17 protein-coding genes and 1 pseudogene are annotated in these 17,159 nt (G+C 42.0%); 2 read left to right on the top strand and 16 right to left on the bottom strand.

Annotated features, from left to right (window positions below; genetic code table 11):
• Positions 1-171: 171 nt before the first annotated feature.
• The 4 genes from purC to JJN14_RS10005 all read right to left on the bottom strand — a co-directional run bounded on the left by purC (position 172) and on the right by JJN14_RS10005 (position 4,915).
• Complete coding sequence (purC, locus tag JJN14_RS00230) at positions 172-879, bottom strand: phosphoribosylaminoimidazolesuccinocarboxamide synthase (RefSeq protein ID WP_201058598.1); 708 nt, start codon at positions 877-879, stop codon at positions 172-174.
• A 169-nt stretch (positions 880-1,048) separates the two neighbouring features.
• Positions 1,049-2,398 (bottom strand): competence pheromone export protein ComB, encoded by a 1,350-nt coding sequence (comB, locus tag JJN14_RS00225; protein ID WP_201058597.1) that lies wholly within the window; start codon positions 2,396-2,398, stop codon positions 1,049-1,051.
• 12 nt (positions 2,399-2,410) lie between these two features.
• Positions 2,411-4,564, bottom strand: coding sequence for a peptide cleavage/export ABC transporter ComA (gene comA / locus JJN14_RS00220; RefSeq protein ID WP_201058596.1), 2,154 nt, complete (start codon positions 4,562-4,564; stop codon positions 2,411-2,413).
• A 162-nt stretch (positions 4,565-4,726) separates the two neighbouring features.
• The gene (locus JJN14_RS10005; protein ID WP_236253696.1) at positions 4,727-4,915 is read right to left on the bottom strand and encodes a hypothetical protein; all 189 of its coding nucleotides are present in this window, start codon (positions 4,913-4,915) and stop codon (positions 4,727-4,729) included.
• A 554-nt stretch (positions 4,916-5,469) separates the two neighbouring features.
• Between JJN14_RS10005 and JJN14_RS00215 the strand changes: the two are divergent.
• A pseudogene (locus tag JJN14_RS00215) lies at positions 5,470-6,027 on the top strand (transposase).
• Positions 6,028-6,111: 84 nt separating this feature from the next.
• Here JJN14_RS00215 and JJN14_RS00210 read toward each other — a convergent pair.
• The 8 genes from JJN14_RS00210 to JJN14_RS00175 form a co-directional block, all read right to left on the bottom strand.
• Positions 6,112-7,593, bottom strand: a complete 1,482-nt coding sequence (locus tag JJN14_RS00210; RefSeq protein ID WP_201058595.1) for a glycosyltransferase — start codon at positions 7,591-7,593, stop codon at positions 6,112-6,114.
• Positions 7,590-8,873, bottom strand: a complete 1,284-nt coding sequence (locus tag JJN14_RS00205; protein WP_201058594.1) for an accessory Sec system glycosyltransferase GtfB — start codon at positions 8,871-8,873, stop codon at positions 7,590-7,592. The genes JJN14_RS00210 and JJN14_RS00205 overlap by 4 nt, the downstream gene beginning before the upstream one ends.
• A gap of 38 nt (positions 8,874-8,911) precedes the next feature.
• A complete protein-coding gene (locus JJN14_RS00200) occupies positions 8,912-9,214 on the bottom strand; it encodes a hypothetical protein (RefSeq protein WP_236253695.1) in 303 nt (100 codons plus the stop codon).
• Between the two features lie 14 nt (positions 9,215-9,228).
• Positions 9,229-9,579 carry a glycosyltransferase gene (locus JJN14_RS00195; protein WP_201058593.1) on the bottom strand — a complete coding sequence of 117 codons (351 nt, stop codon included), beginning with the start codon at positions 9,577-9,579 and terminating at the stop codon, positions 9,229-9,231.
• A 97-nt stretch (positions 9,580-9,676) separates the two neighbouring features.
• Positions 9,677-9,910 carry an acyl carrier protein gene (locus JJN14_RS00190; protein WP_000136446.1) on the bottom strand — a complete coding sequence of 78 codons (234 nt, stop codon included), beginning with the start codon at positions 9,908-9,910 and terminating at the stop codon, positions 9,677-9,679.
• Positions 9,911-9,915: 5 nt separating this feature from the next.
• Entirely contained in the window at positions 9,916-10,908 is a 993-nt protein-coding gene (gene plsX / locus JJN14_RS00185; RefSeq protein WP_201058592.1) for a phosphate acyltransferase PlsX, read from the bottom strand.
• Entirely contained in the window at positions 10,905-11,675 is a 771-nt protein-coding gene (recO, locus tag JJN14_RS00180) for a DNA repair protein RecO (RefSeq protein ID WP_201058591.1), read from the bottom strand. Before recO ends, plsX begins: the two co-directional genes overlap by 4 nt.
• A complete protein-coding gene (locus JJN14_RS00175) occupies positions 11,672-12,841 on the bottom strand; it encodes a pyridoxal phosphate-dependent aminotransferase (RefSeq protein ID WP_000366342.1) in 1,170 nt (389 codons plus the stop codon). The genes recO and JJN14_RS00175 overlap by 4 nt, the downstream gene beginning before the upstream one ends.
• A 148-nt stretch (positions 12,842-12,989) precedes the next feature.
• On the opposite strand from JJN14_RS00175, the gene JJN14_RS00170 reads away from it, so the two are divergent.
• Positions 12,990-14,000 (top strand): YeiH family protein, encoded by a 1,011-nt coding sequence (locus tag JJN14_RS00170; protein ID WP_201058590.1) that lies wholly within the window; start codon positions 12,990-12,992, stop codon positions 13,998-14,000.
• A gap of 31 nt (positions 14,001-14,031) precedes the next feature.
• Here JJN14_RS00170 and JJN14_RS00165 read toward each other — a convergent pair whose 3' ends face one another.
• The 4 genes from JJN14_RS00165 to JJN14_RS00150 all read right to left on the bottom strand — a co-directional run bounded on the left by JJN14_RS00165 (position 14,032) and on the right by JJN14_RS00150 (position 17,038).
• Positions 14,032-14,469 carry a CoA-binding protein gene (locus JJN14_RS00165; protein ID WP_201058589.1) on the bottom strand — a complete coding sequence of 146 codons (438 nt, stop codon included), beginning with the start codon at positions 14,467-14,469 and terminating at the stop codon, positions 14,032-14,034.
• A gap of 117 nt (positions 14,470-14,586) precedes the next feature.
• Positions 14,587-15,555, bottom strand: a complete 969-nt coding sequence (locus JJN14_RS00160) for a ribose-phosphate diphosphokinase (RefSeq protein ID WP_201058588.1) — start codon at positions 15,553-15,555, stop codon at positions 14,587-14,589.
• A 145-nt stretch (positions 15,556-15,700) separates the two neighbouring features.
• A complete protein-coding gene (locus JJN14_RS00155) occupies positions 15,701-16,516 on the bottom strand; it encodes a PrsW family intramembrane metalloprotease (RefSeq protein ID WP_201058587.1) in 816 nt (271 codons plus the stop codon).
• A gap of 24 nt (positions 16,517-16,540) precedes the next feature.
• Entirely contained in the window at positions 16,541-17,038 is a 498-nt protein-coding gene (locus JJN14_RS00150) for a beta-class carbonic anhydrase (RefSeq protein ID WP_201058586.1), read from the bottom strand.
• Between the last annotated feature and the right edge of the window lie 121 nt (positions 17,039-17,159).

The raw sequence follows: 17,159 nt of genomic DNA, 5'->3' as shown, positions 1-17,159 counted from the left end.
ACAATGTTCCAACGACCTTGAGGTTGTTATTTCAATTCTTGCAACTTTTCCCAAACAATCTCGTAAACGTCTATTAGCTCTCCCAATCCTCTACGGATTGAAAAGGTCTGGGGGACCTTTTCAACCTGAGTCCTTTTAGTTGAGAGACGAAGGTTTTCCGTTGCAAACAGATTATTTCAACCCTTGCAACTTCTCCCAGACAACTTCGTAAACGTCTGTTAGTTCTCCCAATCCTCTACGGAAAACATCCTTATCCATGTGGTTGCCATCCGCATCCCACAAGCGACAGTTATCTGGTGAAAATTCGTCTGCTAAGATAATCTTGCCATCCTTATCAAAACCGAACTCTAGCTTAAAGTCAATCAACTTAAGCCCAATCTCAGCAAACCAGGCTTTCAAAAGTTCATTGATTCGACGAGTTTCTTCCTTCAAGTAGGCAATCTGCTGGTCATCCGTAATCTTTAGGAATTTCACATGCTCATCATTGATAAATGGATCATCCAAATCATCATTTTTGTAGTAAAATTCGACAATCGGAGTCTCCAAGGCGATTCCTTCATCAACGCCAAAACGTTTTGAAAAGGAACCAGCCGTGTAGTTGCGAAGCACGACTTCTAAAGGAATAATCTTAACCTTTTTATTGAGTTGTTCCGTGTCTGAAAGCTTCTCCACAAAGTGAGTCGCCACACCAGCCGCATTTAATTTCTCAAAAATAAAAGATGAGATCTGATTATTCAACACTCCCTTACCTGCAATCTGCTCCTTCTTGACACCATTGAAAGCAGTCGCCTGGTCCTTGTAAGTTGAAATAATAAGATTTTCATCCTCAGTTGTATAGATATCTTTAGCTTTTCCCGAATAGATTAATTGTTTTGACATTTTAAAGTTCGCCTTTCGTATTACTTGAGCACATTCTACCATAAAAAACCTAAAATTACAAGAATTTAACCGAATAAATGACGTAGTAACTTCAAAAATCATAAAGAAAAAACTGCAAGAAGAATCTTTCTCACAGTTTTAAAATCATTTAACTCTAAAAACACGAACATTACTCTTTGTTCAAAAATTGATCCAAATAATAACGTAGGTAACTTTTCTTGCCCGTAATCATCTGCAGACGACCTTCCACCCCGTACCGAAGTTTTTCAGCCTGCTCCGAAGTTAGATTAGTCTCCACCTCGATTTTAAAGAAATTCCCTTTTTCAGTCTTGGTAGCTGTCGCATCAATACTTGTAATAGTAGAATCTAGGAAAATTTGATTCTTGGCATCATGAGTCGTAGTATAGCGAACAGAATCACCGACCTTGATCCTTGCTACATCCTTTGAACTAAGATAAGCTGTTAGTTTGGCTTTCCCTTCTTTTTCCAAGGCCGGATAGAGTTGGGCTAGTAAGGCACCTTCTGCTACCATGGTAGAATCACTGGTCTCAGGATTAAGGTGAAGCACCCCATCCTCACTCGCCATAATTTTCCCCTTGTCTAAAAGATTTCCCTGTACCTTCTTACCTGACTCTGCCTCCAAGATTTTCTGCTCTAGAAGGGTCAATTCCTGACCAACCTTAGCCAAATGTTGGGATTTAAGGGACTCCAATTGACTGCCTAAACCAGACGCATAGGCTTGCTGGGTACCTGAACCTGCATACTGGACGCGGTAAGTAGCGAGACTAGATTCTAACTGAGAAAGCTGCGCTTCAACTTGCGCAACAGCCTGGGCCTTAGCTTGCGGATTTTCCTCGCCCTGAGACTTGTAAGACTGGTAGAGAGAATAGGCTAGATTCTGACTGGCCAAGGAAGCACCTGTTTCCATAGCTGACTTAGCTGTCTGGTAATCGCGAATTTTAGCCTCTGTTTGGCTGATGAGGTTGCCGATTTCAGCTTGGGTTTGACTAGCTGCTGCATTCTGGGACGCGATGGTCTCATTTTGTTGCGATGTACTAGCCCTAAGACTGCTTGCTTGACTGATGTAGTCGCGAAAGGTGGCTTGGTAGCCAAATTTATCCTCCTCTGGAAAGTGGTTCTCCCCTTCTTGCAGACTTTTTTGCAAATACTCCAATTGCTTTTTTTGATCCTTAAGCATGTCCAACTGACTAGCATAGGCCTCCGCTTGGACACCCTCTGCCCCTTCTTGATATTGAACCAACAGTTCTCCCTTTTTAACCAGCTTATTTTCTTCCAAATGATTGACAAGAATGCGATTATTGCTAGTTGACTGGATATTTGCAAGGATACGACTAGGCTCAATAGTAGCTCTAGTAGACAAACTCATCTCCTTCTCTGCCAAAGTTGCAAAACCAAGCAAAAACACGAGCAGAAGGGACATGGGGACAATCACCCGACTGGAAAAATTATGGTAACGACGATTATAAAACTCCGCACTTTCTAAAAATTCTGGTTTCATCCTCTCCTCTTTCTAGCTATTCACCAAATGGGCGTAAAAGCCACCCTGTGCAAGTAAATCAGCATGATTTCCTTCTTCAACAATCTTGCCCTGATCCAAAACAACCACCTTCTCTGTCCGCTCAGCAATGCTCAAGCGGTGGGCGATGAAAATCAAGGTCTTATCTAAAGCCATGAGATTATCTACAATTCGCTTCTCTGTCAAAATATCCAAACTGCTGGTCGCCTCATCCAAAATCAAGACAGGCGCATCTGTCAAGAGAGCACGCGCCAGAGCGATTCTCTGACGTTGACCACCTGAAATTCCTGCCCCATCCGAAGTCAATTCTGTCTGGTAATTCAGGGGCATACGCTCGATATCCTCCCGAATCTCTGCCAATTCGACCGCCCGTAAGATATCTTCCTGTGTCGTCCCCTCCTTGGCTCCAAGGAGAAGATTGTCCAAAATCGTTCCATTAAAGACATAGGGCTGTTGAGGCAGATAGTTGATATACTGGCGCAGGGCTTTTTTATCAATCTGATTGAGATTGACACCACCCAGACTAATCTCTCCTTGACTTGGGTCGTAAAAATTAACCATCATCTTAGCTAAGGTCGTCTTACCTGACCCCGAAATCCCCACAAAAGCCACCTTAGAGCCTTTGGGAATAGTCAAATTGATATCTGACAAGACATCTCGACCATAGCCATACTTGTAATGAACCTGCTTGAAGGTCATATCTCCCTTCATCAAGCTCAGATCCTCAACTGTTTTCTTCTCATCAAACTCAGAAGCTACCAGATAAACCTCATTTAGACGGTTATTGGCAACCTGCGCTGTCTGAAGCTTAGTTTGCAGGTTGATGATATTCTCCAAAGGATTAGTAAAGTAAACCAGCAAGGTATTATAGGTAATCAACTGCCCCAAACTCATCTTGCCATCCATGACCAGAACAGCCCCCATCCAGAGAATGCCGACATTGAGCAAGAGATGGGCAACCTTTTTCAGAGCCTTTTGCTGACTCTCTGCTCGACTATAGGTAAAGGATTTTTTCAGATAATCCACAAATTCCTTGTCAATCTTTTGGTAACGCTGACTTTCACTGGTCAAGGACTTGATAGTTTCAATACCATTGATGTCCTCAATGATAGAAGAAGACAGAACCGCATTGGCTTCCATGGTATCCCGATTCATCTTTTCAAACGGCTTCATGAAGGCAAAGATAATCACTGTGTAGATAGGGAGCGCCAATAAAGTCATGAAAAAGAGATTGGTATTTTGTGAAAATAAAACAAGGGAAATAATGACAACCGTTGATACATCTAGGAAAATCGAAAGAATGGTCGAAGCCAGCGCATCAATGATACTGTTAGCATCCGTGAAACGAGACACGATTTCCCCTGTACGACGTGTCGCAAAAAAGGACATAGGCAGGTGAAAAACATGCTTGATATAGGACAAAATCACATCAATAGACAAGCGTTGCCCCAAAACAAGTAAGAGATACTCCTGAGCGTAAGACAAGATTTGCTGGAGAATATAGACGATAACCAGCCCAATAGAAATAATCCCAAGCGTCGAACGCATCTGATCTGGCACATAGGTATCAATGATAGACTGCAGATAATAAGAACCCACAATGTTAATCAAGGTTACCAAGAGTGTTGCCAAAACGATATTAGCAATCAAGCCACGCTGCTTCACTAATATAGGGATAAAAGAGAGCAGACCATTCTTTTGATCCTTATGAGGCTTGTAGTCTGGACTAGGTGCCATAAAAAGAGTCACTCCTGTCCATTCTTCCGCAAAACGCTCACGTGACAGTTTGGTCAATTTCACCCCAGGATCCGGATCGGCAATATGAATGCTATCCTTATCCTGCCCAGTCACCACATAGTAGTGGAGCAATTTCCCTTCCTTAAGCACATGGGCAACAAAAGGAAAAGCCAAATCTGGCAAGTCAAAGAGCGTCATATCCGCCTTAATTGCTCGCGTCTCAAAACCAATTTCCTCTGCCACCTTGACCAAGCCCAAAGCCGTTGTCCCATCCATGGTTGTCTTGGCCAATTCTCGCAAGTGAGCCAAAGAATAATAACTACCATAGTAGCCAAAAACCATGGCTAATGAAGCTACACCGCAGTCCATCTGATCCACCTGCGGACGATAGTGACGTTTCCCAAATTTCATATTCATCTCCTTTTTTCTAAACTCATCTGATAATACCTATCTTACCCCAATCCCTAAACAAAAACTGGACTTCCTCCCCAAATGCGCCTATCTACCTCCCAAATGCACTTTTGGGATAAAAAAATAGGCAGAACAAACGTCATGCCTAAAATATATATATATTTATTTCTTTTTCTTCCTAATTCTTTTGTCAATCATATATAAAACGATAAGCGAAAACAGCGGTGGAACAATATAACTCTTTTCACTCATTGTCAGCTGAAATCCCAGAGTTGCTAGTATCTTAAAGATGAAAATATTCATCAAAAATAGAAAAACAAATACTAAAACATATCCTAAAACCTTCTTCATTTCTTTTCTTCAACTCTCCTAATTTCTATACCTATTTTATCATATTTTATCAAAAAATACATGTAAAACTCCAAATAAACACCTCATACTCAATGAAAATCAAAGAGCAAACTAGGAAGCTAGCCGCAGGTTGCTCAAAACACTGTTTTGAGGTTGTGGATAGAACTGACGAAGTCAGTAACCATACCTATACCAAGGCGACGCTGACGTGGTTTGAAGAGATTTTCGAAGAGTATGATTTTTCTAATTTCATTATATCCCCTCCTCAGATTTCTCCTGTCCCTAGAAAGACTAAATCTGTTCCTAAACGGTCGCTTGAACCAAAGAAAAAATTCCAAAGCAAGTGCCTTGGAACTCCTATATATACTCAACAATCATTTTTGTCATATCAAGAGTCATTGGTTGATAATATACATCAGGGTGCTTATTATGGCTCTATACGATTTGTAGTGAGTAAATCCTATCTGTATATTATGAAGCCTATTTTTGTGTAGAAAAAAGTCCCATATGACCTATCATGAAAAGCGACAAAACAACGCATTAGAAAGATTCATATGGAACCATTACATTTTATCACACAACTACTCGATATTAAAGACCCTAATATCCAATTTGTGGATGTTGTTAATAAGGATACCCACAAGGAAATCATCGCTAAACTGGATTATGAGGCTCCATCTTGCCCTGATTGCAGAAGCCAAATGAAGAAATATGATTTTCAAAAACCGTCTAAGGTCCCTTACCTCGAAACGACTGGTATGCCTACTAGAATTCTTCTTAAAAAGCGTTGATTCAAGTGCTATCAGCTCTTGCTTTTCCACTTTCAGAATAAAGAGTCTGACAAATTTTTCGGACTCATTGAGGACAATCTAAAGAAGGTTCATCTTTTCTTTCAGACTATCTTTAAAACCTCTCTTAAGGACAAAGAGAAAATCCTTAATTCCCTTCAGTTACACTATTCCAACGCCAAACTGGAAGTGACCAATAATCTCATCAAACTTATCAAACGAAATACATTTGGTTTCAGGAACTTTGAAAACTTCAAAAAACGGATTTTTATCGCTCTGAACATCAAAAAAGAAAGGACGAAATTTGTCCTTTCTAGATCTTAGCTTTTCTTCAACCCACTACAGTTGACAAAGAGCCGAGTTTTTCACCCTGCAGAAATCAGACTCATTCACTTAGTATTCAGGGCTTTAAAGGTTCTCCCTCAGTTCGTCGAGCACTTGACGCCAAGCTTGAACAATCCTTTCTCTCAAATAGTTCCTTGCGAGATCATAAGAAGTCCGGTGCATAGACTTCAAGTCATTTTCTAAGATAAAAACGAGCTTCTCTGCCATGTCAGCAACCAATTCTTCTTCATTTCTATCCACACCATATGGAACTAGATAGCCATTTTTTCCATCCTGAATGAAGGTTGGATTACCATAACGAGCATCAAAACCAAGTAAGACCAACCCCGAACCAATGGCTTCCATCAGGGTTAAACCAAAGGTTTCCCACTGGGAAGTCGTGACATAAACTTGATACTGAGGATAGAGAGACTCTAAATCTGCATACCCTTGAAGCAAGATATAATCATCCGCATGAAGATCTTGGATAAGCTGTCGCAAAGTAGGTTCCTCTTCTCCTTTACCAAAGATATGAAATTGCAAAGCGGGTACCCTTTGATGGGCCAAAGCAACCGCCCTAATGGCTAAATCAATTCGTTTACGAGGATCCAGACGAGAGGCTGTCATCAAGCTCAGAGGTTGGCGAGGGGACGATGGTTGCTGTAACTGATCCAAATGTCCAACAGGAATTACATAAATAGGAAGTACATCTATACCTTGCTTTTTAAAGGTTTCTAATAAGACCTCTTTTTGAAGTTCTGTTGCTGTTAGCAGGAAGTCAAAGCGTTGCATATATTTAAATACATAATAGTACTCATAATTAAGAGAACCATTCAAAAATTCATGCTCCGAGTGAAAGACAAACCCTAAGCGAGCAGAAGTCTTTTGCTCAAGAATAGGACGGGAAAAGTCCATTAAGGATGCTCGATCAAGAAAGAGAATATCCTCCTTCCCTAAATCAAGTCGATCAAGAAAACGTTCCAACACTTGAGTTTGGGTCAATAAGATTTCCCTTCCCATTTGATAAAACCAGTCTTTTCCCTGCTTGATTTCCTGAAAAGCTACTCTGCCATTTTGATGGTGATAGGTTCGTCGAACGATGACCCCATCTACAAAGTACTCTGTAACTATTTTTTTAGCTCCATACCACTCCCGTTTTACCATAGATCCTCTCACTAGATAATCAACATAGCGAACACAGCCTTGATGATAAGGATCTAAAGTAAAAACCAGTGATTGTTCATTAGAAATCTGGTAATGGGCCTCAGTCTCCGTCTTTTTCACCAAATCTAGTCGCGTTAGCTGAAAGTCCGTTTGTAGAGCCTCGACTGTGACAGAAGGAACACTGATTTCTTGATCTGTAAAGCTGAGATAGGCGTATAAGAGTTCTTCATCCTTGTGGCCAAGTGAGAGATAATAGGCTAACTTCTGAGGACTAGGCCAGGTCGTAAAGACAAATCGTGCTGGCTCCTGCAACTGACGAAGCATAATTGCCCGAGAAGCCTGAGCCACATCTACCCCATTTGGTTCATATCCCACCAAGAGATTAAAGGTATAAATGGTCATTTGGCTTCCTCCCCTCGACAATTGAAGAATGCAAGCAGGTCTTCTTTCTTAGCCAATTGCAAGACGACTCTTTGTTCCTCAATCCGATTAGTAAACTCTTCTGGTGATTGCAACACATCTTTGATCTTTTCTAGTAATAAATCGCTGGATGCGAGGACAGTTGGTAATTTTTTGTAAACCTCATAATGAACAGTCGTGTTTAATCCAAGAATTAACTGCCCACTTTCAATTGCTCTCATAGAGGCTGCTGAAACTTCCCTACCATGGTTCACATCCAAATATAGCGAGCAGCTTGCCAATAACTCCTGAAAACGCTCCTCTGAGCAATTCGGATGGAGATGAAGATTAGGAATAGAGCTTAAATTGGTTAATTTAGGTCCCATGTTGGTTAGGGCTGCAACATGAAAGTCCACTCCGGGAAGACTTTCTACCAAGTAGGCCAAGCTTTCCACTTCTTCTGATGCTGTCATGATCAAAGCCTTAGTTTGAAAGGTAATTGTCCCAGAATCAACCAATCCAGCCACATATTGAAGGTCCGCTTTTCGATCTTCAGGAGCATAGTAATTCAAGATGAGTATCTGCTTGACTTGTTTTTGAAGGTCACTTAAATTCTCTTGATGAGGACTGCAAAAAATCAAGTCTTCCTTTCCAAGTTCTTGTAGGAGGGGAACTACCTTCGAATCCAAACATATAAGGGGTTCCTGACCAGAAAGGACCTTTTCGAATAGAGATCGTCTCAACTCCTCCTCATTGGCATAAAGCTGATCTAGACCAGACTTTTTCTGATAGAGGAAATACCCCTTTTTGACAAAATGATGCAAGACCTCTTCCTGATTTCGATTATAGTAAATTTCCAGGTAGGTTTGTCCGTCTTCTTCCAACAGTCGTTTACGGCTTCTCCAACCATAACGATTGTAATCTTCAATAGTCAGAACAGTATCCCCCTCACCCAGCCACTCCACATACTCTACGGTTCGTGATTGGATATCTTTTCGTAAGATTATATTTCCTCTTCGTTTCTGACCATCAAAAATATAGGTCGTAATCCCCATAGTCCATGGCTCCCAATAATCAGGAACAGGTAAGTCATTAAAAAAGAGGGGCTGCCCCTCCCTAGAGCTGGGATCTGTATAGGTCAAGAGGGAAGCCAAACTATCTTCACCTAGCCCCAAATCTGTTTCCAAATTGGTAAACAGGATCTGATAAGACTGCCCCAAGATAGCCAGTAGCTTTCTGACTTTTTTCAACTCTCTATTATTTTCTGGTGCAATAACTAGCATAAGAATCCTTTCTAAAAAGGAGCCCACTAACTAAGAATCTAGGGCTCCAACAAACCTAAGTTTATACGGGCACATTTATAGGTTTCTGTTTCTTGTAGCTGGGCTTCTTCAAGCTTTTCAATCGCTCGCTTCAACCTTGTCTTGTAGATATAGCTATGCAAAGTCAGATCATATCCCATCATTCCTAAAAGATCCAGCTTTTCATTTTTTGCTTCCATTTCATCCAGGACGCGCTTCTCATTCCAGACCTGGGATAAGGTGTCCTCTCTTCCGACCCGATACCAGTAGATACACTTCTCTGTATGAATAACACGCTCAGCCTTAAGCAAGAGCTTGTACATTAGGAAGTTATCCTCTACATTTTTCCCAAGTGGAATAAGGCATCTTCCCAAGATAAAGCATAATAGAACCACCAAATCTCTCTAAAATGATTGAAACGATTGGCTGTCCAGGGTTTATTGTGAGATGTATAATGAATAACTGCTGGAAGACCTGGAAACTCATCATACAAGGCCAAGTCCCCATACTGATGCTGATCCTTATCCGATCCCACTTGAAGGTTATAGGTCAAAGGCAGGCGAAGCCAAGCATCCTTGAAGTAGTGATTCAAAATTCCTTGATCTCCATAAACATGCTGGTGATGCTCCTTGGTCAACTCAAAGAGAGCTTGCGTCGTTTGGTGATCACGCCACCAGGCTAAGTCCAATTGGAACTCTCTAGCTTTTTTTGTGACTGAGAACTTTTTATCCCAGAGTCTCGATCCTAGCTTTTCTTCAACCCACTACAGTTGACAAAAGGCCTCTTTATTTTCCTTGAATAATCTTAACCACATCTCCTACACTTTGGAGTTGATCAATTTCCTCATCACTGATTTCGATATTAAATTCATCTTCCAGCGTCAAGATAAACTCCATCAAGTCAACTGAATCAGCATCCAAATCGTCTTTCAGACTCAAGGATTCTGTCACTACAAAGTCCTCTCCCTGTCGCTCTTGGATAATGGTCACAATACGGTCAAAAATTTCTTTTTCTGTCATCTCTTTTATTCTCCTGAAAATTCATGCGCAGTCTGGGCAACTACGTCTGTTTCTAGCATGGTACGAATCTGACGGATCGTACTATAGACAGCCTTGGCATCACTTGAGCCATGAGTCTTGACAACAGGTGCCTTGACACCAAACAAGACTGCTCCACTAACATCTGAATAGTTGAGCTGTTTTTTCAAACCTCTGAGACTGTCCTTGAGAAGGAGGGCGCCTAGTTTCGCTCGAAGCCCACCACCTGTAATAGCGGTCTTGAGCAAGCCCATGATTCCCATGGCTGTCCCTTCGATAGATTTGAGGACAGCGTTTCCCGTGAAACCATCTGACACAACAACATCCGCAACGCCATTCATCAAATCACGCGCTTCCACGTTTCCGATAAAATTCAAACTTTCATCAGCCGCCAGTAATTCATAAGTTTCCTTACGAAGCGGGTCGCCCTTACTACTCTCTGTCCCGTTGTTAAGCAAGCCAACACGTGGTTGCGCAATGCCGCGGACATTTTTGGCATAGAAGGAACCCAGAACAGCGTATTGATGGAGATGCTGGGCTGTATTTTCCGCATTGGCACCGAGGTCTAGCATGTCAAAACCCTTCCCATCTACAGTCGGCAAGGTCGACATAAGTCCAGGACGGTCGATATTCTTGATACGACCCACGATGAAGAATCCAGCAGCCAACAAAGCACCTGTATTCCCAGCTGAGAGGACAGCGTCTGCTTCTCCTTCTTTGACAGCCTTGGCCGCCAAGACCATACTGGCATTTTTTTTCTTCCGAATAGCTCTCGTAGGTTCATCGTCTGAATCAATCTTCTCATCCGTATGGATAATGCTAACACGCTCTGTCGCTGTCAGATATTGCTTGATTTTGCTTTCATCTCCGTAGAGTTGAACCTCAATATCTGAAAAGTCAGCCAGGGCTTGATTGACCCCCTCAACGATGGCTTGAGGTGCATAATCGCCCCCCATGGCATCTACTGCGATTTTTTTCATTTGTTTTCCTCTTTTAGTAATTGTCCCCAGTCTGCTAGGGAATCAATAAATTTCTTTGATTTTAGGTGAATCCCCACGTACTCTTCGTAGAGCTGATCCATAAATTGTCGTAGCTCTTGCTTGATTTCAGGCTTGAGCGAAATGGTCTCCAAGGTCTCAAAATCAATGGCTTGAAATTGATTGAGCAGATAAGGGATATTGGGATTGAGATGGCAACGTCTCTCATCCTCATGATAATGCTCTGGACAGAGGCAGGCTCCATATTTGAAAGAAAAGTCAAAAGCCTGACCAACCCGATGACAAAAGACACACTCATTAAAATTGAGACTAATACCAAATCGAGTCAAGATTTGAATTTCAAAAATATTAGTCAAAATTTGATAATCCAAGCCCTCTTCCATCAACTCCAAAGTCTTTTGCAAAAAAGCAAACAAGGGAGCATCCTGCTGATTGTCCTGCAAACTAGCATCCGCAAGAGCCGCCACGTAGGTCGCATAAGCCATGACAAAGAGATCGCTATTAATCTTGGGAAAAGTCATCACCTCATGATAGTCCTCAATGTAGCTGAGCCCGTCATCATTGATTCGCAAGAGAAATCGTGCCAGCACCAAGGGCTGAATAACAGGAGCTAGCTTAGACTGACCAGCGTGTTTAACAAAAAACATGCGCTTGCCAGCCTGCTCCGTAAAAATCTTGACTAGCTTATCATCCTCACGAAAGTTACGATTGTAGAGCACCAAGCCTTGACTCGTGATAGACTGAATCATGCTTCTCTCATGTACTCCTCAAGTCGTTTCATGGCTTCTTTGATAGTCTCCATGCTGGCTGCATAAGACAGGCGAACATAGCCTTCCCCGTAACGCCCAAAGGCAGCGCCAGGGATAAAGGCAACGGCTTTCTTCTGAGCAAAATCCTTCAAAAAGGCAAAGGAATCTTGATTGTAGCCCGCTGGAATCTTAGCAAAGATATAGAAGGCCCCGTCTGGTTTGATAATCTCAAAACCAAGAGCAGTCATTTTCTCGATAATATAATCACGACGCTGGATGTATTCCTTCTTCATAGGTTCGGCATCATTTTTACCAGCCGTCAAGGCTTCCACCGCAGCGTGTTGCGCCATGGTATTTGCGGCAGTCACCAAGTACTGGTGACTCTTGATTAACTGGGCTGTAAAGGCTGCAGGAGCGAAAATCAGCCCCAAACGCCAACCTGTCATAGCATGCGATTTAGACAAACCATTGATAATGATAGCCTGGTCTCTCAACATAGTTCCTAGAGACACATGGGCTTCCCCTGTATAAGTCAATTCTGAGTAAACCTCATCACAGACAACGAAAATCTCATACTTGCGTAAAACAGCTGCTAAGGCCTCCAACTGCTCCCGACTATAGGTAATTCCTGTCGGGTTGGCTGGATAGTTGAGAATAACCGCCTTGAGCTTGTCACCCTGCTCCAAAATGGCCTTTTCCAACATCTCAGGAGTCAAGACAAAACCATTTTCAGTCGTGTCAATCTCAACAATCTCTGCCCCAACTAGATTGACAATCGGTTCATAGCCTGGATAGGCAGGAGCTGGCAAGAGCACCTTGTCTCCCTCTTCCAAAATAGCTGTCAAAGTAGCAGATAAAGCCTCTGTCGCCCCAATTGTAACCAAGATTTCATTTTCAGGAGCATAGTCCAGTTGGTACTTTTCCTTAACAAAATCACTAGCTGCCTGACGTAAAGTCAGCAGACCACTCATCCCTGTATAGTAGGATTGGTTCTGGTCAATCGCTCGCTTAGCCGCCTCCTTGACATGATCTGGCGTTGTAAAATCAGGTTCCCCCAAGGTCAAACGCAAGACCCCAGGAATCTCAGAAATAGCCTGATCAAACTGACGAATCAACGAAACTTGAATCTTATCTAACTGTTTATTAAAGCGCTTAGTTAAGTCCATAGATACCTCCCACTTTCAAAACGTATCTCTATTATACTACAAAAGCCCCCCGACCGCAAAAATACATGATAGAATAGCTTTCCACTTTCTATTTTACTTTTCCTGTTTACAGGTCTATAATGGTAACAGATTCTATTTGGAGGTTTTTATGTCATTTCTATCAAAAAATGGAGCAGGCATCTTGGCCTGCCTTCTCATTTCAATCGTATCTTGGTACTTAGGAGGATTCTTCCCTGTGATTGGCGCGCCTGTTTTTGCGATTTTTATGGGAATGCTCCTACACCCCTTTCTCTCGCCTTATAAACAACTGGATGCGGGATTGACCTTTAGTTCTAAAAAATTGCTCCAGTATGCCGTTATCTTGCTTGGTTTTGGTCTCAATATCTCGCAAGTCTTCGCAGTCGGACAATCTTCACTCCCTGTCATCCTGTCCACCATTTCAATAGCCTTGATTGTTGCCTACCTCTTCCAGCGCTTCTTTGCACTGGACACAAAACTGGCTACCTTGATTGGAGTGGGTTCTTCTATCTGTGGGGGCTCTGCCATTGCAGCGACAGCGTCCGTTATCCATGCCAAGGAAAAGGAAGTAGCCCAAGCCATTTCCGTTATCTTTTTCTTCAATGTCTTGGCTGCGCTCATCTTTCCAACCCTAGGTACCTGGCTTCATCTATCCAATGACGGCTTCGCCCTCTTTGCAGGGACTGCGGTCAATGACACTTCCTCTGTAACCGCCACAGCCAGCGCCTGGGACAGTCTCTACCAGACCAATACCCTCGAATCTGCAACCATTGTCAAACTTACGCGGACTCTGGCTATTATCCCCATCACTCTCTTTCTCTCCTACTGGCAAAGTCGCGAGCAAAAAAATAAGCAAGGATTGCAACTAAAAAAAGTCTTCCCACTTTTTATCCTTTACTTTATCCTTGCATCTCTCCTAACCACCCTACTGACCTCTCTCGGTGTGTCCAGTAGTTTCTTTACCCCTCTCAAACAGCTTTCCAAATCCCTCATTATCATGGCTATGAGTGCTATCGGGCTCAAAACCAATCTGATAGCTATGGTCAAATCCAGCGGAAAATCAATTGTTCTTGGAGCCATCTGTTGGATTGCCATCATCCTTACTAGTCTTGGTATGCAGACCCTTATCGGCATTTTCTAACACAAAAGGTAGCCCACCAGCTACCTTTTTCTTATGCTTCCTCAATCAAGCGTGTATGCTCTCTCTTAATACAACGATTCATCACGATATCATCACATCCACCAGCACGCAAGATTTCTTCCGCTTCTAGACTTTCAAGTCCTAGCTGTGCCCAAAAAATCTTGGCATTAGCCTTGAGAAAATCACGCGCCACATCTGGCAAAAACTCACTGCGCCGGTAAACATTAACAATATCTACAGGAAAAGGAATCTCTGCTAGGCTAGCATAAGCCTTTTCACCCAAGATTTCACCACCTTCTACCTTGGGATTGACTGGGATGATTTTATAACCCCGAGCCTGCATTTCCTTGGTCACTCGATTGCTAGTTGTTTCCTCACGATCTGACAACCCCACTACAGCAAGGGTTTTACTCGTTGCGAGATACTGACGAATCACACCATCACTTGGATTGATAAATTCTTGACTCATAGAAATCCTCCTTTTTCATCAGTATAGCATATTTTGAAAAGGCTTGCAGATTTTGGCTACAAAAAAGCTCCTAGCAGTTCACTCCTGCTAGGAGTATGTTTTATTCTAAGTGAAAACTTAAATCTTTTTCTCAATACTAAAAAGTGGAGAAAGTGGGCGTTTTTCATGAATACGTACGATAGCATCCCCCAATAAATGAGCGATTGAAATCTGCTCAATCTTATCGATCAAACGCTCTTCTGGGAGATAGATGGTATCCAAAACAACCAATTTCTTAATAGCTGATTTTTGGATATTGTTCATAGCAGGACCAGAAAGAACTGGGTGCGTACAGCTCGCATAGACTTCAACAGCACCAGCTTCTGCAAGGGCATCTGCCGCGTGACAAATCGTTCCAGCTGTATCAATCATATCATCAATCAAAATACAAGTCTTGCCTTCGACCTTACCGATGATGTTCATGACTTCACTAGTATTCATCTTATCAACGCTACGACGTTTATCAATAATAGCAATAGATGTTTTCAAAAATTCTGCCAACTTACGGGCACGAGTCACCCCTCCATGGTCTGGGCTGACAACCACATAGTCAGAACCAACCATACCACGACGCTCAAAATAATCCGCAATCAGAGGAGCCCCCATCAAATGATCCACAGGAATATCAAAGAATCCTTGAATCTGCGCAGCATGCAAGTCGATGGTCAATAAACGATCCACTCCAGCTACTTCAAGCATATTTGCGACAAGTTTTGAAGTGATTGGCTCACGCGCTCTCGCCTTTCTATCCTGACGTGCATACCCATAGTAAGGCATAACAACATTCACAGATTCTGCACTGGCACGCTTCAAAGCATCCACCATAATCAAAATTTCAAGCAGATTGTCATTTACAGGCGAGCTAGTTGATTGTAGGATAAAAACGTGTTTCCCACGGATTGATTCTTCGATGTTGACCTGAATCTCTCCATCTGAAAATTGGCGAACACTTGATTTCCCCAACTCTATCCCAATCTCCTGCGCTACACGTTTTGCCAATTCTTGATTAGAAGAAAGGGCAAACAGCTTTAAATCAGAAAAAGACATGATTTCCTCCGGTATATATGTATCGCTTGTGCTTTTCACAAGATTTTTCCATCTACCATTGTAGCGCTTTTTGCACTATTTTTCAATCAAAAATAAAAGAAGGGCACCATATTTGTACCCTTGCATCATTCTTTTAAAAAATATTCTAGTTCATCAACTCATTGTGCTTCTCAACAAAGCGATAAGCCTGATAAAAACCATAGAGAGTCATAGCCGTAACCACTGGAATCACTAAAGGCAACTCTGTCTCCAACTCCACAAAAGGAGAGTTAAACAAGAAATGAGTTCCCAAGGCTAAACCTAGGAAAATAAGCCCCTGTTTCTTGCCAACCTTCTGCCCTTTATAGGCTCTGTAAAGCAAGTAAATACCTACTACAGCCAAACCTGAAAAAGTCCAGTGAGAGGCAATCCCTGAGATGATACGCTCTAAAATTCTCGAAATAGTAAAGTCAAATCCCTCTGGCAAATCCGTACGAATGTAGCCAATATCCTCAATCATTTGAAATCCCAAACCAGAAGCAATCCCTAGTAAAAACAAAGATTTTAATTTTCGCACAGGAATCAAAGCTAAAACAAAGACAAGTGGCAACAATTTCAAGGGTTCTTCTACCAAAGGAGCCACAATCGCACTTTCAAAGGCATTTAAAAATGCACTATCTGGGAAAAGAACCTCCAATAAATCATGGATATAGGTATTAGCAAAGCTAGACAACCAGCCTGAAAGGAACATCCCACCCAATAAAGACAAGATCAAGGCCTTCTTTGGCAATTCCCATTTTTTCCCAATACGGAAAAGGAAATAAAGAGCTGGAATCATGTAAAAGAGAGCTAGAAAGATAGAAACTCCCATTAGTCCATATTCCGCACCTGACATCGAACCATCCGTATAGTAGATGGTTTCATACTGTAAACCAATACATAGCAATAAGATAAAAATAAATAAAATGCTGTTTTTCTTCATACACTTTCTTTCTAAATGAAGTATTTATAATTCTACGACTGTCATCCTTCCTGTATCCACATCGTAAACCGCACCTGAAATAACAACATCATCTGGGATTAGAGGAGTTTCCTGCAGCAATCTCATATCCTCACGAACACTTTCATCAATGTCTTGAAAAGGCAAAAAGTCCTTGTCAGAAACATCCACTCCTAGTTCTTTTTTCAAATACTCCTGAAAAGGACCATTTTCAAATGTCTGTGCACCACAGTCTGTATGATGGAGCACCACAATTTCCCTTGTCCCCATTTGTTGCTGGGAAATCACAAGCGAGCGAATAATATCATCTGTCACTCGCCCTCCAGCATTCCGCAAAATATGAGCATCTCCCAGAGCCAACCCAAGAGCTGGCGCAACGTGTAAACGCGAGTCCATACAAGTTACGATTGCAACCTTGGTCTTTGGTTTGATTGATAAATGAAGATCTCCATGCAGTTCTACATAGGCTTGATTGGCTTTTAAAAAATTTTCAAAATAGGACATGACAACTCACTTTCTAGTCTATCAGATAATTTGAACACCAAATTATTTATATCCTATCTTACCATCTTTTCTTTGTCTTGTCAGTTGTCAACCTTCATATAAAAAAACTGGGACAGAGACA

This window comes from Streptococcus mitis (assembly GCF_016658865.1).
GTDB classification, from domain to species: Bacteria; Bacillota; Bacilli; order Lactobacillales; family Streptococcaceae; genus Streptococcus; species Streptococcus mitis_BT.
This window is presented reverse-complemented; position numbering and strand designations above follow the sequence as displayed.

Excerpts from the sequence above, each read along its gene's own strand:
- JJN14_RS00190 (WP_000136446.1), bottom strand. The coding sequence starts at position 9,910 with ATGACAGAAAAAGAAATTTTTGACCGTATTGTGACCATTATCCAAGAG.
- JJN14_RS00170 (WP_201058590.1), top strand. The coding sequence starts at position 12,990 with ATGTCATTTCTATCAAAAAATGGAGCAGGCATCTTGGCCTGCCTTCTC.
- JJN14_RS00205 (WP_201058594.1), bottom strand. The coding sequence starts at position 8,873 with ATGCTAGTTATTGCACCAGAAAATAATAGAGAGTTGAAAAAAGTCAGA.
- recO (WP_201058591.1), bottom strand. The coding sequence starts at position 11,675 with ATGATTCAGTCTATCACGAGTCAAGGCTTGGTGCTCTACAATCGTAAC.
- JJN14_RS00155 (WP_201058587.1), bottom strand. The coding sequence starts at position 16,516 with ATGAAGAAAAACAGCATTTTATTTATTTTTATCTTATTGCTATGTATT.
- JJN14_RS00175 (WP_000366342.1), bottom strand. The coding sequence starts at position 12,841 with ATGGACTTAACTAAGCGCTTTAATAAACAGTTAGATAAGATTCAAGTT.
- JJN14_RS00150 (WP_201058586.1), bottom strand. The coding sequence starts at position 17,038 with ATGTCCTATTTTGAAAATTTTTTAAAAGCCAATCAAGCCTATGTAGAA.
- comA (WP_201058596.1), bottom strand. The coding sequence starts at position 4,564 with ATGAAATTTGGGAAACGTCACTATCGTCCGCAGGTGGATCAGATGGAC.
- JJN14_RS10005 (WP_236253696.1), bottom strand. The coding sequence starts at position 4,915 with ATGAAGAAGGTTTTAGGATATGTTTTAGTATTTGTTTTTCTATTTTTG.
- JJN14_RS00200 (WP_236253695.1), bottom strand. The coding sequence starts at position 9,214 with ATGTACAAGCTCTTGCTTAAGGCTGAGCGTGTTATTCATACAGAGAAG.
- purC (WP_201058598.1), bottom strand. The coding sequence starts at position 879 with ATGTCAAAACAATTAATCTATTCGGGAAAAGCTAAAGATATCTATACA.
- JJN14_RS00165 (WP_201058589.1), bottom strand. The coding sequence starts at position 14,469 with ATGAGTCAAGAATTTATCAATCCAAGTGATGGTGTGATTCGTCAGTAT.
- plsX (WP_201058592.1), bottom strand. The coding sequence starts at position 10,908 with ATGAAAAAAATCGCAGTAGATGCCATGGGGGGCGATTATGCACCTCAA.
- JJN14_RS00210 (WP_201058595.1), bottom strand. The coding sequence starts at position 7,593 with ATGACCATTTATACCTTTAATCTCTTGGTGGGATATGAACCAAATGGG.
- comB (WP_201058597.1), bottom strand. The coding sequence starts at position 2,398 with ATGAAACCAGAATTTTTAGAAAGTGCGGAGTTTTATAATCGTCGTTAC.
- JJN14_RS00160 (WP_201058588.1), bottom strand. The coding sequence starts at position 15,555 with ATGTCTTTTTCTGATTTAAAGCTGTTTGCCCTTTCTTCTAATCAAGAA.